Source organism: Microbacterium schleiferi (assembly GCF_020781975.1).
Taxonomy (GTDB): domain Bacteria; phylum Actinomycetota; class Actinomycetes; order Actinomycetales; family Microbacteriaceae; genus Microbacterium.
The window spans coordinates 14,649-30,056 of record NZ_JAJGNI010000012.1; the positions used below are offsets into that span (position 1 = coordinate 14,649).

The window sequence follows — 15,408 nt, forward strand, 5'->3', positions numbered from 1 at the left end:
TGCGCTCAAACGCCCTTCTGCGGATGCATCGCCATACGCGCCAGCACGACATCTTCGACGATCTGGATGAGGTTGTAGAGCACCAGGGATGCGCCGGTGACCGCCACAACCGATGCCCACAGTGCCGCGAATTGCGCCTGCGGGACGAATCCGCCGATCGAGCCACCGATTCCGCCGCCGACCGCGAGCCATTCTGCGAGCAGGGCTCCGGTGATGGCACCGGGAACCGAGATGCGCACCGCGGCGAAGAAGGCGGGAAGTGAGGAGGGGAACGCCACCTTGCGAAGCTTCGTCAACGCTCCGCCGCCGTAGACATCCACGAGGTCGTTCATCATCGGCGGCGCGGACTTGAGTCCGAACGAAATGTTCACGAGAGCCGGGAAGAGAACGACGATGCCACCGATGACGGCTACCGTCCAGAAGTCGCGACCGAAGATCAGGATGATGACCGGAGCCATCGCGATCAGCGGCACCGAACGCAGGAGCATCGCCACCGGCATGAGGGCGTGTTCGATGCCCTTGTTCAGCTCGAACGCGAGGGCGGCAAGGAGAGCGACGACGAGGCCTGCGACGAAGCCGATCGCGGCGTCGCCCAGCGTGACCATGAGGTTCCCCAGCAACATCGTGCGGTTGGCCTCGGCAGCCGGAACGGTGAACAGCCAGTTCCAGACGTCGATAGGCCCCTTGGCGATCAGGGGCGAGAGCTGAAGAGCCCACAGCAGGCCCACCCAGATCACCAGAACGGCGACGATGGTGAGCACGAGGGTGAGCGTCGACCAGCCGAGCGCACGCAGTACGGCGCGGGTGGATTGGGTGCGCAGCTTGGCGGTGAGCTTCGCTGTTTCCGCCTGGATGTCGGTGGCTCCGGTGAGCGTGATCTGCGCCATCGTCAACGTCCCTTCGACCAGGGGGCGATCGCCTTGGCGATCCACCCGACGAGCGCGAAACCGAGAAGCGCGACGCCCCCGCTCAGAAGCGCCAGCGCCCATACCTGTGGCCCGTTCGACGCCTGCTGCGCGAGGATCATCGCGAGCCCCACCCCGACCTCGATCTTGCCGAAGAACTCACCGAGGACGGCACCGAGGAAGGCAGCGGGAACAGCGATCTGCAGCGCGCTGAGCGTCGCGGGAAGGGCCGCGATCAGCCGCACCTTGATGAGCTGTGTGAACTTCGATCCGCCGTAGACCGTGACCAGGTCAAGGCTCGACTTGTCAGCTGACTTGAGGCCGAGAAGCGCGCCGACGACCGTCGTGAAGAACACCGAGAGCGCGGCCAGCACGATAGCTGTGCCACTGGGCTCACCGACCTTGGGAGGGGTGATGACGATGACCGCGAGCATGCCGATCGCAACGATCGGGATGCAGTACGTGAGGATTGCGAGCTGCATGGCGACCCCCTCGAGTCGAGGGACGAGAAGCACGAACCCCGAAAGCAGAAGCGCCAGGCCGTTCCCCCACAGGTAGCCGATACCGGCCTCAGCGAGAGTGACGGCGAAGTTGTTGAGGTAGTACTGCGGGCCCGTCTCGACCATGATCTGAACGACCTGGAACGGGGTGGGAATCGCGCTGGCACCCGAGGGACCGACATTGGAGAACACGGTGGCAGCGAGGATCCACCACAGCAGGATGATGCCGATACCGCCGATGACACCGATCAGCCACGGCGGGAGACGGAAGTCTTCCCACTCGATCGCGCGACCGCGCGTGGGGCTCTCAGTGGTCATCCGCCGCTGCTCCTCCGACACCGAACAGCAGCTCGGATGCCTGGTCGACGTAGGCGTGGAATTCGGGGGTGCGCATCATCTCGGGGGTACGGGGGCGCGGGAGGTCGATCGTCATGACCTCCTTGATCCGGCCCGGGCGCGGGCTCATGACTGCCACCTGGTCAGAGAGGAAGATCGCCTCCGAGATGCCGTGCGTCACCAGCAGTGTCGTCGCGGGCTTCTCAGTCCAGATGCGCAGGAGCTCGAGGTTGAGCTTCTGGCGCGTCATGTCGTCCAGCGCGCCGAAGGGCTCGTCGAAGAGCAGCACCTCGGGCTTCATGATCAGCGATCGCGCGATGGACACACGCTGCCGCATGCCACCCGACAACTGCGCAGGCTTGGCTTTCTCGAAGCCCTTGAGTCCCACGAGGGCGATCATCTCGTCGACATACGCCTTGTCGACCGACGCGCCAGCGATCTCGAAGGGGAGACGGATGTTGGAGACCACGCTGCGCCAGGGAAGCAGTGCCGAGTCCTGGAAGGCGATGCCGAGCTTGTTCTCTTTGCGCAACTCTTTCGGGCTCTTCCCGTCCACGCGGGTCGTGCCGCTGGTGGGCTGCTCGAGACCGGCGAGGATGCGCAGGATCGTCGACTTTCCGCATCCTGAGGGTCCGAGGAGGGACAGGAAGGTGCCCTGCTCGGTGTGTAGGTTGGCGTCTTGGAGCGCCGTGACGGTCTTTCTTCCGGTGGTGAAGACCTTGTTCAGTCCGGAGATCTGCAGGCCGGTGCCCAGGGACTCGCCCTGGGCACCGGTCGTTGCAGAGCCCGTCGTGAGTACTGAACCGGATGCGGTGGGTTCGGTCACGATGGATTCTCCTTGCGTGTTTCTGATCAGCCCGCGTAGGCGACCAGGTCGGGGTTCTCGGCGTAGACCTCTTCGAGCAGCGACAGGTCGAACAGGTCGGCTGCGGTGAGGGTGATACCGGCACCGGCGAGGCTCGCGATGGTCGCTTCCTGCAGTTCCGGAGTGATCCAGAAGAGGCCGAACTCCTCGGTGTCAGCCGAGACGACGAGCTCCTCGGACTGAGCGATGGACCCAGCGATCGAGTTCTCGGGGTTCAGGTCGAGGTCTGCTCCGTAGATCTCGTATGCCAGGCGAGCGCCCTCTTCGGGGTCGTTGACCGCATCGGTCCAGCCCTTGATCTCAGCGACCAGGTACGCCTTGAGCTTCTCGCGGTCGTTGGCGATCATGTCGTCAGTCGTCGTAATGGTCTCGGCAACGAACGGCAGACCGTTGTCCGCGAACGGCAGGTTGGCGACCTCGAAGCCGGCTGCGGCGACGGTGATCGACTCGTTGGTCAGGTACGCCATGAAGCCATCGACCTCGCCGTTGGTCAGCGGTGCCGGGTCGTACTGCACGGGCACGATCTCGAGTTCGGACTCGTCGATGCCGTTGGCGGCGAGCAGAGCCTTGAACAGCGCGGTGTTGGAGTCCTGAACACCGATCTTCTTGCCCTTGAGGTCTTCGGGCGTGGTGATGTTGCCGCCGTCAGCCAGCGAGAGGATCGTGAACGGGTTCTTCTGGTAGACCGAGCCGATGATCTTCAGCGGGGCGCCCTCGGCTGCCACGACTGAGCCGATCGAGACCGCGTCCGAGAAGGCGATGTCAGCCGTGCCCGAGATGAGCTCGGCGGCACCGGTCGTCGGACCAGGCGTGAGGGTGACCTCGTCGAACCCGGCCTCGGTGTAGTAACCGTTCTCCATGGCGAAGAAGTCGCCGGCGAACTCTTCATTCTTGATCCAGCTGAGCTGAACGGCAAGCGTGCCGAAGCCCTCCGCAGCGTCGCCGCTGGTGGACTCAGCCGGGGTGGACTCGCCACCGCTGGCGCAGGCGCTCAGGGCGAGCGCCGACACGGCGACGGCTGCGACGGCCATGGCTGACCGGCGCACGATTCGAGAGGAAAGAGATGTCATGTTTGCTGCGTCTCCTGATCGCGGGTGAATGGGACACTCGGTGACGCGCGACTGCGGGACTCGTCGGGTCGTCGAGTCCGACGCTATGAGATGTAGATTTCATGAACACTCGCCGGACTGTTTCGTCTGCGTTACCGAATGTCGGATGCGACGAGCGTCGGATCCCGCAAAGCGGGCGGCGCGGTCAGCGCGGAACGCCGGCGCCGGGGGCACAGGAGATGCCCTCTTCTGCGCCCGGCTGCACCGTCAGCTCGCGAGGGGTCGACACTGCGGGATGCACCGGACCGGTCGTGTCTCGCAGAGCACCGCCGCGTCCCCCCGACCGCACCATGACGATCTCGGCCAGGATCGACAGCGCGGTCTCCTCAGGGGTGCGACCCCCGAGTGCCAGGCCGATCGGCGAGCGGAGTCGCTGGGTTTCGGCATCCGTCAGCCCCGCGTCGGTGAGTCGGCGAGCTCGGTCGTCGTGCGTGCGCCTGCTGCCCATCGCACCCACATACCCAGCCGGGCTGCGCAGCGCGACAGCGAGCGCGGGGACGTCGAACCGAGGATCATGCGTGAGCACGCAGATCGCGGTGCGCGCATCGATCGGCGTGCGCGCGAGGTAGTCGTGCGGCCATTCGTGCACGACCTCGTGGGCGTCGGGGAAACGCGCGGGCGAAGCGAAGGCCTCCCGCGGGTCGCAGACCGTGACCTCGAATCCGGATGCCGCCCCGAGCCTGCTCAGCGCGACCGAGAACTCGACGGCACCGATGATGATCAGGCGCGGCGCGTGGGGAAACGGCAGGCCGAGCACCTCCATCGCGTCGACGTCGGTTCCGTAGCGCAGCGTGAGCGCGTGGGCATCGGTGCGGAGGCGCTCGAGGTCAGCGGTGAGTGCGGAGCGGATGCCGGGATCGGCCGTCGCGGGGACGTCGGTCTCGGCATCCGCGCCCTCTCGAGCGAGGACGAGGGTGCCGCGGCTGCGCCCGGCAGTGACGACGCCGAGCGCGCACGGTTCGCGACGAAGGATCGCGGCGCGGAGGTCGGCGATCGCTGCCGCGGCCGACGTGCCGCGGAGGACAGGGAGGACGAGCACGTCGATGACGCCGCCGCAGCTAAGGCCCGCCTCGAACGCGGTCTCATCGGAGATGCCGTAGCGAACGCGGGTCGATTCGCCGGACTCGATCGCCTGGAGGCACAGATCGTGCACGTCACCGTCGACGCAGCCGGCCGAAACGTTGCCGAAGACGACGCCGTCGGCATCCACGATCATCGCCGCGCCGAGTTCGCGCGGCGAGCTCGCCTGCGCCGAGACGAGCACCGCGAGCGCGAACTGACGCTCCTCGGCGACCCAGGCCGCGGCCGGACCAAGAATCTCTCGCATGCTCACCTCCCGGACTCCTGCCTATCATCCGGGTGTTTCTTCGAGATTGCGACAGCCGTCTCGAGCAGAACGCCGGCCCGGACGTCGGTGGCGGGGCGTAGCCTCGGGACGTGAACCGCACCGTGCTGACCGAGCGCCTGCGCGGGCTGGATGATCAGCTCGCGCGGCTGGACGCTGACGCCGCATCGCTGCGCGCCGACCGCGCTGCCGCGACTGCCGATGACGAGCACGACCCCGAAGGCTCGACGCTCTCGGGCGAGTGGCAGCGGGTCGAGGCGCTTCGGGATGCGGCCCTGCGCGACCACGCGGCGGTGGTCGATGCGCTGGCGCGCGTGGACGCGGGCACCTATGGCATCTGCGTCAGGTGCGGGCAGCCGATTCCGGCGGCGCGGCTCGAGGTCAGGCCGACGGCGACGATGTGCGTCCCCTGTGCGTCGGCCCAGCGCGCGTGACTCAGCGCGGGTGGCCGAACTGCGCTGCGCGCGCCGGCAGGTCGGTGTGCACGCGGGCTGACGCCTCGGCAGCCAGGGGGTTGGTCGAGACGCCGTTCTCGCTCGCGAGCGCCCCGCCGACATAGACCTGCTTCAGGTTGCGCAGGCTCATCGACAGCACGTAGGTGCGCACCGGGTGCCAGAGCGGTCCGACATCCGGCATCCGTGGGTCGACGACGACGAAGTCGGCGAACTTGCCGACCTCGAGGCTGCCGACCCGGTCGGCGACGCCCAAGATCTCGGCGCCACCGAGGGTGTGCAGGCGCAGCACCGTCTCGGGCGTCATCGACAGCGGGTCCTTGGTGCGGGCGCGCTGCATGAAGATCCCCGCACGCATGTTGCCCCACGGGTCGGCGAGGTCGGTGCAGGCCTGGTCGTCGAGGCCCATCCCGACACGGATGCCGAGCTCGAGCATCTCGGGAACGAGCGCGACGCCCGACGCGAGGCGTCCGTTGGACGCCGGCTGCCACGACATCGACGCGCCGCCCTCGGCGGTGGCCCGGATGATCTCGGGAGTCGTCTGGATGAAGTGGCCGAACATCATGTCGGGGCCGAGCGCTCCGGCATCCCGATACATCGCGAACTTGGCCTGCTGCACCGGAACCGCTTCGGGAGACTCGAGGAAGTGGGCCTGGTTGGTCACGCCGAACCGGCGCATCGCTTCGACCTCGAGCTCGGCTGCCTCGGGGCGCGGCGACCACTGCACCTGGCCCATGATCGAGGCGCCGAGCGCGAGCGCGGGGTCCATGGCGCGGGTGTGCGCTACCTCCGCGGCGAAGCGGTCGAAGATCTCGTCATCGGTGCCGGTGGAGACATCCATGCCGATCGCGTCGACGAACCGGAGGCCGGCGTCGCGGCATCCGTCGGCCTGACGCGTGTGGTACTCGACGGGCCGCAGCGGTGCGTTGCCGCCGAGGCGCTTGCCGTCGACCATCGACTCCCACGCCTGCAGCGGATCGGTGAAGTTGTAGGCGGTCGTGACGCCGTTCGCGAGGAAGTCGAGCGACCCGTGCAGGGTCGACCAGTACATGTCGTCGGGGCTGAGGTTCGCGGTGAACCCGAGCATCGAGTCGCACCAGCCGTAGAGGGTCTCGTTCGCGCCGAGCCCGCGCAGACCGCTCGTGAACAGGTGGCTGTGGCTGGAGATGAACCCGGGCGCAACAAACGCGCCGGCGACGTCGAGGGTCTCGTCGGCGGTCGTGCCCGCGGGAGGCTGACCTGCTCCGGTCGCGGCGATGATGCCGTCTTCGACCAGCATCCAGCCCTCATCGAGGTAGCCGAGGTCGTCGGCGCCGGCGGCGACCGTAATAAGACGAGCGTTGATAACGAGCAGGGATGCCATAAGTTCTCCGGTGGTGCGAGGGTCTCGCAACGCTACCGCTCCCATGTTTCGCTGCTGCTACGCCAGGGGCTCCCGCGCGCTTTGGACCTCGATCCGCCAGCCCTCTCTGTTCAGTCGCGTCATATTGCGGGTGCTGTGTGCCAAGTCCGACCTCACGGCGCGACCGAACCGGACAGGGTCGCACCTTCTCGTGCGTGCAGCTCAGTTCAGTCGCGCCTTGTTGCGAGTGCCCTTCCCCAGAACCCGCAATATGGCGCGACCGAACGAAAGGTGACCCGTCCAAACCCCGCGAGCATCGTGACGGATGTCGCGGCCGGCGGCTCCTCCCCCGCTGGCGCCGACGGGCAGTTGTCCCCGGTTCTGTCCCAGCGTCCGCTCGGCAAGCGCCGCGCGTTCACGGTGGAGGAGTGCAGCCCCGAGAGCTTCCCGCAGACCTCGGACGAACGTTCTCCGTCCAGCGCGCCCGCGAACGTGGTGTGACGTCGTCTCGGCTTCGGGCATCCGACCTTGAGATGCCGTTCCGCGCGGTTCGGCGGCAGCGCCTCGAGCCCCCCGCCGACAGCCCCGACCGTGGCGAGTCGCTTCTGCTCGAGTCGCTGGACGCCTACGCGCAGCGGATGACCGAGCACGAGTTCTTCAGTCATATCTCCGCCGCGGTCGCCTGGGGCGTGCCGCTTCCGCGACGGATGCTGCGCGCGGGAGTTCTTGACGTCTCAGTGATCTGGCCGCGTCGCGCACCGGCCGGACGAGGCGTGCGCGGGCACGCACTGCGACCGTGGATGTGCGAGCTGGTGCAGCATCCGGTGCTGGGAGTCGCCGTGTCATCACCGGCGTCGACCTGGGCGATGCTGTCTTCCCACTACCAGTGGGTCGATGATGCCGTCGTCGCGGCGGACGCGATCATTCGCGAGCAGATGCATCCGGACGATCCGCCGCCGCTTGCCGGGCTCGCTGAACTCGAGGCCGCCGCTGACGCTGGTCGGCGGATCGGCGGTGATGTTCTTCGTAACGCCTTGCCCCTGGCTCACCCCCGATCGCGGTCGCGTCCGGAGACCCTGATGCGTCTTCTGCTCGGTCGGGCTGGCCTCGGTGGGTTCTTGCCGAACTTCGATGTATTGGACGGAGGTGTGTGGATCGCGCAGGTCGACTTCGCGCTTCCCCGCATCCGGCTTGCGCTGGAGTACGAGGGCGAGCACCACCTCACCGACCCCGTGCAGTGGGCAAAGGACATTGCGCGGATGGAGCGCTTGATCGAACTCGGCTGGCGCGTCATGCGAGTGACACAGTCAGACCTCTTCGGAACACCCGAGCTTCTCGTGGCCCGCATCCGTCGCGCCATCGACGCTGCCCGATGACGGGTCTACTCAATCGCGCTTCTTCGGTCGCGCCCAAATGCAGATGGCACCGGAGCTACCCACAACAAGGCGCGACCGAACTGTGGGGCAACCACCCCAACGACCTCGCCACGAAATTCAGTCGCGCCGAAGTGCGAGGTTGCACCGACGGGACCCACAACAAGGCGCGACCGAACGAAGAGTCGGCCCAGGTCTCGTGCGGCGAGGAGAAACAAGAAGCGTGGTGACCTTCGCTTCAGTCGCGCCGAAATGCGGGTGCACGCTCACGGGACCCGCACGAAGGCGCGACCGAAAATGCTGGCCCAGCTTCAGTCGCGCCGAAATGCGGGGTGACACCCGACAGACCCGCAACGAGGCGCGACCGAACCAGGGGACACCACCCGAACGACCGCCCGACGAAGTTCAGTCGCGCCGATGTGCGGGTGCATGCTCACGGGACCCACAACAAGGCGCGACCGAACGTAATGCTCCGCACGTCAGAGACGGTCGGCTGCCAGCTGGAGCACGGATTCGGTGAGGGCACGGATGCCGAGGGCAACGTCTGCGGCCGAAACCGCTTCGTCGGGGTGGTGACTCACGCCGTCGGGGTTCCGCAGGAACAGCATCCCGACATCCGTGATCGAGCCGATCGCCATGGCGTCGTGGCCTGCGCGACTGAAGATGACAGGCGGCTCGTCGCTGCGGCGCTCCACGGCGTGGACGATGCCCTCGCGCACGACGTCCTGCAGCAGCAGACCGCACCGGACCGCCGGGGCGTTGTGCACCTCCCGCGCCTGCCAACGCAATCCCCGGCGGCCCATGATGTCGTCGAGCTCGCGGCTGATCTCGTCCCAGACCCGGTCTCGTTCGCCGTCGAGCTCGCCGCGCAGGTCGACGCTCAGGTGAGCCTCGCCGGGGACGACGTTGACCGCGCCGGGGAATGCCTCGAGCTGGCCGACCGTCCCGATGATGTGGTGCTGGCTGCGGCAGATGCGTTCCACAGCGAGGGCCGCCTCGCTCGCGCCGAGCAGCGCATCCCGGCGCATGTCGTAGGGAGTGCCGCCGGCGTGGCGGGCTTCGCCCTCGACCGTGAGCTGGAAGCGGCGGGCGCTGGCGATCGAGGACACGACGGCGAGCGGCTCGCCGGCGCGATCGAGCTCGGGGCCCTGTTCGATGTGCGCCTCGAGATAGGCGACGAGGTGATCGGGTCGCCGCGCGGCTTCGCCGATCCGTCCCGGGTCGAGTCCGAACTCGAGGAACGCCTGCCGCAGCGTCACGCCGTCCTCATCGGCCAGCGTCCACCAGGCGTCATTCCACGTTCCCGCAACCGCCGAGGACCCCAGGAGGGCCTTGCCGAAGCGCGTGCCCTCTTCATCCGAGAAGGCAGCGACCTCGACGGCGAACGGCAGAGGCACCCGCGAGACCCCGTCACTCTCCTGGCGCAGGAGCCGAACGACTTCGAGGGCCATGAGCACGCCGATGATGCCGTCGAAACGCCCCGCATCCTTGACGGTGTCCAGGTGCGAACCGATCATGAGCGCCGGCGCCGCGGGGTCAGGATCGGCGCTGCGCTCGATGCGTCCGAGCTGGTTTCCCGCGGCGTCCTGCCAGGTTCGCAGGCCCACCTCACGCATCCATTCGGCCGCGAGCCGATTGACCCGGGCGTGCTCGGGTGAGAGATACACACGCTCGATCGCCCCCGACTGAGCGCTCACCCGCGCGAGTTCGTCGCAGCGGGCCATCACCCGACGGGCGGCGGCCGCGATGCGGTCGGGGGATGCTTCGAGCAAAGGCATGGGTCAGCCGACCGCCAGAGCGTCGGATGCGGCATCCGCACCGGCACCGGCAGGCACTGCCGCGCCGAATCGGCGGAGCACTGCCTCGAGCGCGACGAGGGTCTGCAGCACGGCATCCGGACGCGCGTTGTAGCCCATCGTGCCGATCCGCCAGACCTTGCCGTGCAGCGGCCCGAACGAAGTGCCGATTTCGATCCCGAAGTCCTCGAGCATCGCGGCGCGCGCCGTGTCGCCCGGCACACCCTCGGGGATGTAGACCGCGACGACGTTGCTCATCTTGTGCGAGACGTCGCCGAAGACCCGCAGGCCCATCGCCTCAACACCGGCGAGCATCGCCGCCCCCACCCGGCGGTGACGGGCGATGACGGCATCCCGGCCCTCGAGCAGCAGCAGGCGCGCGCACTCGCGAGCGGCGTAGAGCATCGAGGTCGCCTCGGTGTGGTGGTTCAGGCGCCGTGGCCCCCAGTAGTCCAAGATCATGCCGAGATCGAAGTAGTTGGAGCGCACGAAGTCCGGCGACGACGGGTCACCGGGTTCCCGGATGCCGGCCTCCACCTTCTTGCGCGACGAGATCACCTCGACGGCGCGGTCACTGAGAGTGATCGGCGCCGACCCCGAGGGTCCGCCGAGGCATTTCTGCAGGCCCGCGGTCGCGGCATCCAGCCCCCACGCGTCGGCCTCGAACGGGTTGCCGCCGAGGGACGCGGTCGCGTCGGAGTAGAACAGCACGCCGTGGCGGGCGCAGATCTCGCCGATCTCATCGAGGGGCTGCAGCATCGTCGTGGACGTGTCACCCTGCACGAGGGCGAGGAGGGTGGGCTTGACCCGAACCACCGCTTCCTCGATCGCTGAGGGCGTGAAGACCTGCCCCCATTCCGTCTCGATCGTGTGCACCTCGGCCAACGCCCGCTCGGAGATCTCGGCGAGCAGGTGCCCGAACCGCCCGAAGATGGGGACGAGCACACGGTCCCCCGGACGAATGAGCGAGAGGATCGCCGCCTCGATCCCCGCGCGCGAGGTGCCGTCGATCAGCAGTGTCGCGTCGTTGGTCGTGCCCCAGACGCCGCGGTACAGCTCCTGGGTCTCGGTCATCGTCGCCGTCATGAACGGGTCGTACTGGCCGACCAGCGGCGCCGACATCGCGCGCAGCACGCCGGGGTAGGCATCCACGGGCCCGGGGCCCATGAGGAGCCGGCGCGGCGGGTCGATCGGTCCGGGGATGGTCGACAGGGGTTGGTCGGTCATGTCAGGGTCCTTTCGGCCGGGTCGGTCGCGACGAGAGCCGCAAGCCGCCGGGCCAGGCGAACAAGGGCGATATCGGTGCCCGCGCGCGAGATCAGGCACACCCCGACGGGCGCGGGGCCGAGGGGCGAGCGCACCGTGAGCAGCGGGATCGAGAGCGCAGGCAACCCCGCGACGGCGGCGGGGGTCGTCATCCGCAGGGTCGAGAGGCGCGTGGCGTCGATCTCGGCGGGAGCGGCAGTGCGTGCCGGCGCGGGGCCCGGGACGGTCGGCAGCAGCAGCACGGCGTCACGAACGAGGTGGTGCAGGCTCTCACGCAGCGGGGCGAGCGCCCCGCGAGCGTCGGCCTCCGCCGCGGGAGAGACCGACGCGGCAAGCCGAAAGCGCTCGGCGACGGCCGGTCCCACTGCGCCGGGATGCTCACGCAGCCACTCGCCGTTGTTGCGCCACGCCTCGGCGCCTTGCACCGTCCGGAAGGGTGCAACGTACTCGTCGAGGTCGCCGATCTCGACCCGCGCCAGACGCGGGGGATCATCGGATGCCGCGAGCCGCGCGACGAGGGAGTCGAAGGCTTCGCGGGTCGCCGTGTCGGCGGCATCCACGACCTCATCGGGCACGAGGAAGCGCCACGGCAGGTCATCCCCGGACTCGCCGTAGACACTCTCGGTGGAATCAGACCCGTCGTAGCTCAGGCACCACTCCGCCACACGCTGCAGAGTCGCGCCGTCGCGGGTCAGCCACCCGACGGTGTCGAAGCTCTGCGCGAGGGGCAAAACGCCCTGCCGCGGCACGAGACCGTGGGTCGTGCGGAGCCCCCAGAGGCCCTGGTACGACGCGGGCACGCGGATGGATCCCGCGGTGTCGGTGGCAAGTCCGACATCCGCTTGACCCAGCGCGACGGCGCTCGCCGCTCCGCTGGATGAGCCACCCGGAAGCGCCCCGGGGAGGGCGGCGTTCGGCGGTGTGCCGTAGTGGGCATTGTCGCCGGCGATCGAGTACGCGAACTCGTCGGTGCGCGCGAGACCCCGCACGGACGCGCCGGCTCGGATCAGGTCGGCAAGCGCAGGCGCCGTGGTCTTCTCTGCCCGCGCCTCGCGCAGGTAGGTGGGGTTTCCGGCGCCGATGCGGAAGCCGGTCAGGGCGAACAGGTCCTTCACCGCCACGGTGAGGCCGGCGAGCGGCCCCTCCCACGCGCCCTGCCAGAGCGGGTCGCCGACGCTACGCCAGATCGACCGGTCGAACGCCGGGGTGCGGGGCGTGACGTGTGCCGCCGTGATCAGCCACTGTCCATCGATGCGCTGCCACACCTGGGTCTGGATGCCGCGTCCGCCGCCGTGGAAGCGTGACTCGGCGACCAGCAGCGCGATGTCAGGCCCGAGCGGCCGGTACTCGAGGCGCTCGATCGTGCGCGGGGCAACGCCGCCGCGGGTGACCCGGAACGCGCTGATGGCGTCGTGGCCGACCAGGAGGCCGGCGCCGTCGGCGCGGATCGTTCCCTCCCCGGGGGCGAATGCGGCATCCAGCGCGTCGAGGTCGTTCGCGAGGATCGCCCGCTCATAGGCGTCGAAAGCCGTGAACAGGTCGGCGGGGATGTCGTCGGGAAAGCCACCCGGCACGGTCACGTCAGTCACGGTCCAGCTTCGCGAAGTCGGCCTCACGAATCCGCGCATGCACACCGCACACGACGTCCACAACCTGCGAGATGTCGAAGTCTGTCGCGGCCGACAGGTATGCATACGCGAGGTGTTCGTCCAGGCCCCAACGAGCCTCGATGAGCTTCACGGCTGCGCGCACGGCGTTGCGCATCGCGACGTTGAGGTCGACATCCATGCCCGTGGGAACGAGGTATTCGTCGGTGCGCACGAGGGGACCGACGATCTCACCGAACTCGGCGAGCGCGACCTCACGCGGGACGACCTCGAACTGCAGCGTCGCGCGAAGGGATGCCTCGAGCGCCGTGAGCGCGACCTCACCGTCACCCTGCGCGAAGTGCGGGTCACCGACGTACGCGAGAGCGCCGGCAACCTGCACCGGCAGGTAGAGCACCGACCCTTCCGTCAGTAGCTTGATGTCGATGTTGCCGCCGTGCGGCCCAGGGGGAACCGAGTGCGGGCGCTCGTCGTCGGAGACCGCGACCCCCATGATCCCGAGGAAGGGTGCAAGCGGGAACTCGATTCGACCCTCGCCGCCCTCGGTCACCGGCAGCACGCCCACGAGGCCCTCGGGCCGCGCCTCGACGGGAGTGAAGACGCTGACGTTGTGCGCGCCGCGCGGCAGTTCGCCGATCAGGGCTCCCTTGCCGTGACGGTTCGAGATCACGCCGTACGGCACGCGGGGTGCGAGGCTGACCACGGTGATCTTGAGGAGGTCTCCGGGTTCGGCATCCGTCACCCGAATGGGTCCGGTCACGACATGCGGGCCATCGGTGTCGGGGTTTCGAGACAGCGCCGAGGCCACCTCGACGGCGTCGTCGAGCACCGCCTCGCGGGGAATGCCGTGACTGCCGAAGTACGCAACCGGGTCGGTGCCGTGATCGTCAAGGATGCCCTCGTGGCTGACCGTGTCGATCGTCACCGTCTCGCCGGATGCGACCTCGAGCACCGCCGTGTCGGTGACGCACGGCAGCCGCCCCCACATCACGGTGTCGGGCGTGGAGCGCAGGTAATGGTCACCGGCGATCTCGCCGACACCGGGCTGGAGGATCGGAAAGGGAAAGCTGGTCATTGGGCTCCTTCGTCCGAAGCGGGATCGGTGGCCAGGATCTCACGCCCTTGGCGGCCCGTGATCCCCCGGTTCGCGGTGTACGCCGTCTCCCCGTGGACCCAGGTCGCGCGCACGGAGCCGCGCAGCCGCGCACCGTCCCAGGGCGAGAGCTTGTTGCGGTATTCGAGGTCGGCGGCGCGAACGACGGATGCCGCATCCGGCGCGAACGCGACCAGGTGCGCGGGAGCACCCTCCCGAATCACGCCGCGGCTACGGATGCCGGCGATCGCGGCAGGCCCGGTCGTGAACCACGGGATCACGGTTTCGAGCGGGATGCCGCGGCGGGATGCCTCGGTCCATACCGCCCGGAGCCCGGTTTGCACTCCGGAGATCCCGCCCCACGCGAGGCCGAGGTCACCGTCCTCGCGCTCCTTCAGATCCCGAGTCGCGGGCGAGTGATCGCTGACGACGGCATCGATCGTTCCGTCGAGCAGGCCCTCCCAGAGGAGGTCCTGGTTGTGGCCGTCACGCACGGGCGGGCAGCACTTCACGGTGCCCGATCCGTCGGGAAGGTCCTCGGCACGCAGAGTCAGATAGTGCGGGCAGGTCTCGGCCGTGAGCCGGATGCCGGCAGCCTTGGCCTCACGGATGACATCGAGCGCATGCCCATCGGAGACGTGCACGATGTGGGCGCGCGCGCCGGTGCGGCCGGCGGCAGCGGCGACAGCGGCGATCGCCGACTCTTCGCTGATCGGCGGGCGGCTCGCGAGGAATCGTGCATAGCTGCTGCCGATAGCCGGGTCATCGTGCAGGTGGGCGGGGTCTTCGGCGTGAGCGATGAGCAACCCGTCGAAGGCGGCAAGCTCGGTCAGCGCGGACTCCAAGTCCGCGGCATCCAGGTGCCCGAACTCGTCGATCCCCGAGGGCGAGAGGAAGCACTTCACCCCGACCACCCCAGCCGCGAACAGGGGATGCAGCGACCCGAGGTTCTCGGGCACGGCGCCACCCCAGTACGCGACGTCGACGGCGAGCTTGCCGGCTGTCGCTGCGCGTTTAGCGGCGAGCGCCTCGACGGTCGTGGTGACGGGCAGCGAGTTCAGCGGCATGTCAACCACCGTCGTGATGCCGCCCGCCGCTGCTGCAGCCGTGCCGGTTTCGAACCCCTCCCAGTCGGTGCGTCCCGGTTCGTTCAGGTGCACATGCGAGTCGACGAGTCCCGGGAGAAGCACTTCGTCGTCAGAGAGGACGAGCGCGGCATCCGGGTCGAACGGAGCGATCCCCGCGATGAGGCCGTCACGAACGAGGACTGTCGCGGCCGAGAAGCCGCCGTCAAGGAACACCCGGCGTGACGCGAGGGCGAGGGCCGGGGACGACATGCCGTCACCGTATGATCCGCGCATTTCTCGCATGTTACCTGTACCAACATTTCGGATCACGTCTGCCGCCGTCGCGCGTCTA

14 protein-coding genes are annotated in these 15,408 nt (G+C 68.5%); 3 read left to right on the forward strand and 11 right to left on the reverse strand.

The window, feature by feature from the left end; translation table 11 throughout:
- Nucleotides 1-5 precede the first annotated feature (5 nt).
- The 5 genes from LL236_RS13075 to LL236_RS13095 form a co-directional block, all read right to left on the reverse strand.
- Nucleotides 6-887 carry an ABC transporter permease gene (locus LL236_RS13075; RefSeq protein WP_228179272.1) on the reverse strand — a complete coding sequence of 294 codons (882 nt, stop codon included), beginning with the start codon at nt 885-887 and terminating at the stop codon, nt 6-8.
- Nucleotides 888-889: 2 nt separating this feature from the next.
- Nucleotides 890-1,723, reverse strand: coding sequence for an ABC transporter permease (locus LL236_RS13080; RefSeq protein WP_228179273.1), 834 nt, complete (start codon nt 1,721-1,723; stop codon nt 890-892).
- Complete coding sequence (locus LL236_RS13085) at nt 1,713-2,495, reverse strand: ABC transporter ATP-binding protein (RefSeq protein ID WP_228179320.1); 783 nt, start codon at nt 2,493-2,495, stop codon at nt 1,713-1,715. The genes LL236_RS13080 and LL236_RS13085 overlap by 11 nt, the downstream gene beginning before the upstream one ends.
- Before the next feature lie 98 nt (nt 2,496-2,593).
- Nucleotides 2,594-3,676, reverse strand: a complete 1,083-nt coding sequence (locus tag LL236_RS13090; protein ID WP_228179274.1) for an ABC transporter substrate-binding protein — start codon at nt 3,674-3,676, stop codon at nt 2,594-2,596.
- A 184-nt stretch (nt 3,677-3,860) separates the two neighbouring features.
- Nucleotides 3,861-5,042, reverse strand: coding sequence for an XdhC family protein (locus tag LL236_RS13095; protein ID WP_228179275.1), 1,182 nt, complete (start codon nt 5,040-5,042; stop codon nt 3,861-3,863).
- Nucleotides 5,043-5,152: 110 nt separating this feature from the next.
- Between LL236_RS13095 and LL236_RS13100 the strand changes: the two genes are divergently transcribed.
- Entirely contained in the window at nt 5,153-5,494 is a 342-nt protein-coding gene (locus LL236_RS13100) for a TraR/DksA family transcriptional regulator (protein ID WP_228179276.1), read from the forward strand.
- A gap of 1 nt (nt 5,495) precedes the next feature.
- Here the strand turns inward: LL236_RS13100 and LL236_RS13105 are convergent, their stop codons facing one another.
- Nucleotides 5,496-6,875, reverse strand: a complete 1,380-nt coding sequence (locus LL236_RS13105; RefSeq protein WP_228179277.1) for an amidohydrolase family protein — start codon at nt 6,873-6,875, stop codon at nt 5,496-5,498.
- A gap of 270 nt (nt 6,876-7,145) precedes the next feature.
- On the opposite strand from LL236_RS13105, the gene LL236_RS13110 reads away from it, so the two are divergent.
- The gene (locus LL236_RS13110) at nt 7,146-7,355 is read left to right on the forward strand and encodes a hypothetical protein (RefSeq protein WP_228179278.1); all 210 of its coding nucleotides are present in this window, start codon (nt 7,146-7,148) and stop codon (nt 7,353-7,355) included.
- On the forward strand, nt 7,352-8,230 hold the full coding sequence (locus tag LL236_RS13115) for an endonuclease domain-containing protein (protein WP_228179279.1): 879 nt from the start codon (nt 7,352-7,354) through the stop codon (nt 8,228-8,230). Before LL236_RS13110 ends, LL236_RS13115 begins: the two co-directional genes overlap by 4 nt.
- Nucleotides 8,231-8,706: 476 nt before the next feature.
- Here LL236_RS13115 and LL236_RS13120 read toward each other — a convergent pair whose 3' ends face one another.
- Genes LL236_RS13120 through allB form a run of 5 tightly spaced genes read right to left on the reverse strand, consistent with a single transcriptional unit; the run spans nt 8,707 to nt 15,326 of the window.
- Nucleotides 8,707-10,005 (reverse strand): allantoate amidohydrolase, encoded by a 1,299-nt coding sequence (locus LL236_RS13120; protein WP_228179280.1) that lies wholly within the window; start codon nt 10,003-10,005, stop codon nt 8,707-8,709.
- 3 nt (nt 10,006-10,008) lie between these two features.
- The gene (locus tag LL236_RS13125) at nt 10,009-11,250 is read right to left on the reverse strand and encodes a pyridoxal-phosphate-dependent aminotransferase family protein (RefSeq protein ID WP_228179281.1); all 1,242 of its coding nucleotides are present in this window, start codon (nt 11,248-11,250) and stop codon (nt 10,009-10,011) included.
- Nucleotides 11,247-12,878, reverse strand: coding sequence for an AtzH-like domain-containing protein (locus tag LL236_RS13130; protein ID WP_228179282.1), 1,632 nt, complete (start codon nt 12,876-12,878; stop codon nt 11,247-11,249). The genes LL236_RS13125 and LL236_RS13130 overlap by 4 nt, the downstream gene beginning before the upstream one ends.
- On the reverse strand, nt 12,871-13,971 hold the full coding sequence (locus LL236_RS13135) for an acetamidase/formamidase family protein (RefSeq protein WP_228179283.1): 1,101 nt from the start codon (nt 13,969-13,971) through the stop codon (nt 12,871-12,873). The genes LL236_RS13130 and LL236_RS13135 overlap by 8 nt, the downstream gene beginning before the upstream one ends.
- Nucleotides 13,968-15,326 carry an allantoinase AllB gene (allB, locus tag LL236_RS13140; protein ID WP_228179284.1) on the reverse strand — a complete coding sequence of 453 codons (1,359 nt, stop codon included), beginning with the start codon at nt 15,324-15,326 and terminating at the stop codon, nt 13,968-13,970. Before allB ends, LL236_RS13135 begins: the two co-directional genes overlap by 4 nt.
- Nucleotides 15,327-15,408 lie beyond the last annotated feature (82 nt).

What these genes read in the sequence shown, in the direction of transcription:
- LL236_RS13120 (WP_228179280.1), bottom strand. Translation starts at nt 10,005, where the DNA reads ATGCCTTTGCTCGAAGCATCCCCCGACCGCATCGCGGCCGCCGCCCGT.
- LL236_RS13075 (WP_228179272.1), bottom strand. Translation starts at nt 887, where the DNA reads ATGGCGCAGATCACGCTCACCGGAGCCACCGACATCCAGGCGGAAACA.
- LL236_RS13125 (WP_228179281.1), bottom strand. Translation starts at nt 11,250, where the DNA reads ATGACCGACCAACCCCTGTCGACCATCCCCGGACCGATCGACCCGCCG.
- LL236_RS13080 (WP_228179273.1), bottom strand. Translation starts at nt 1,723, where the DNA reads ATGACCACTGAGAGCCCCACGCGCGGTCGCGCGATCGAGTGGGAAGAC.
- LL236_RS13090 (WP_228179274.1), bottom strand. Translation starts at nt 3,676, where the DNA reads ATGACATCTCTTTCCTCTCGAATCGTGCGCCGGTCAGCCATGGCCGTC.
- LL236_RS13135 (WP_228179283.1), bottom strand. Translation starts at nt 13,971, where the DNA reads ATGACCAGCTTTCCCTTTCCGATCCTCCAGCCCGGTGTCGGCGAGATC.
- allB (WP_228179284.1), bottom strand. Translation starts at nt 15,326, where the DNA reads ATGTCGTCCCCGGCCCTCGCCCTCGCGTCACGCCGGGTGTTCCTTGAC.
- LL236_RS13095 (WP_228179275.1), bottom strand. Translation starts at nt 5,042, where the DNA reads ATGCGAGAGATTCTTGGTCCGGCCGCGGCCTGGGTCGCCGAGGAGCGT.
- LL236_RS13105 (WP_228179277.1), bottom strand. Translation starts at nt 6,875, where the DNA reads ATGGCATCCCTGCTCGTTATCAACGCTCGTCTTATTACGGTCGCCGCC.